Source organism: Oleiphilus sp. HI0125 (assembly GCF_001635355.1).
Map to the genome: position 1 here is coordinate 1 of NZ_LWGF01000865.1, position 1,093 is coordinate 1,093.

Consider the following 1,093-nt stretch of genomic DNA (forward strand, 5'->3'; position numbering starts at 1 on the left):
CTGACGATCGGTTAGATACGCTCATGCAGTTTTTGGCTGAATACGATTATGATCAACTAACGAATAAGACGGAGCGTATTGCCTACTTCTTGAATGCGTACAACATTATGGCGATCAATATGGTTGTCGAAAATTGGCCCCTGAAAAGTCTTCGCGGTTTAGGGAATATGTTTCGTCCTGTGTGGACGCATAGTTGCGGCACATTTAATAACGAGCACATGACCCTGCGAAAGCTTGAGCATGATATTTTGCGAAAACAAAATGAGCCTCGCATTCATTTCGCTTTAAATTGCGCTTCTGTTTCATGTCCTGATTTGCGATCTGAGCCCTATGTTGGCGAGAGGCTCGAGCAACAGTTGTCTGAGCAAACTTTTGGCTTCTTTAAACAATCGGGAAAGGGCGTGGTTGTTGATGGCAATCAGATCAAGGTGACACCTTTGCTTGATTGGTTCGAGGAGGATTTTGAACCGGTAGGTGGGGTGACTGCTTTTCTTCATACATATCTGCCAAAAGATAGTGTTCCTGCTGATTGGCAGCTTCAAGGTTTTCTTCCGTACGATTGGGAGGTCAATGCGCATCTCTCGGGATCAGAAAAACGCCAAATTAGAATGCGAGATAAGTAAGTCTTTCGGTTTCCTCTTCCGGCTTAAAACTTGATGCAGGGCAGCATTTTGTTGAGATGCTTTGCTACACTTCTTCGCATTACTCGTATTCTTTATCGTTTCATTGGTATCCACTATGTCGTTCGCACATTTTGTCGTTGAGCAACCATCCTCTTTACGCGCAAACGCTACCCGTTTTTTAGATCATGTTCAGGAAAGTGATTCTTATGAATTGCTGTCTGATGATTTCAAAGCAACGTTGACGCGAGCTTGTGCGCTCAGCCCTTTTGTCGCTGAGTTTGTCTCTAAGTACCCTGAAGTATTAGTTGATTGGCAGTCACCGGATTCGGCTTTGTTTTTAGGGCGATCTGAAAAATTGATGACTCAGCTCTTAGCTCAGAAGCTAGACGAGTGTAATGATGAAACTCAAGCAATGGCTGTGTTACGCGTGTTTCGGAACACTGAGCAGGCAAGGATTATATGGCGAGACA

2 protein-coding genes are annotated in these 1,093 nt (G+C 44.3%); both read left to right on the forward strand.

What is annotated here, in order from left to right; translation table 11 throughout:
- A partial coding sequence (locus tag A3762_RS14120; protein WP_068756153.1) for a DUF547 domain-containing protein occupies positions 1-623 on the forward strand: 623 nt, incomplete at its 5' end.
- A gap of 115 nt (positions 624-738) precedes the next feature.
- A partial coding sequence (locus A3762_RS14125; RefSeq protein WP_197469270.1) for a hypothetical protein occupies positions 739-1,093 on the forward strand: 355 nt, incomplete at its 3' end.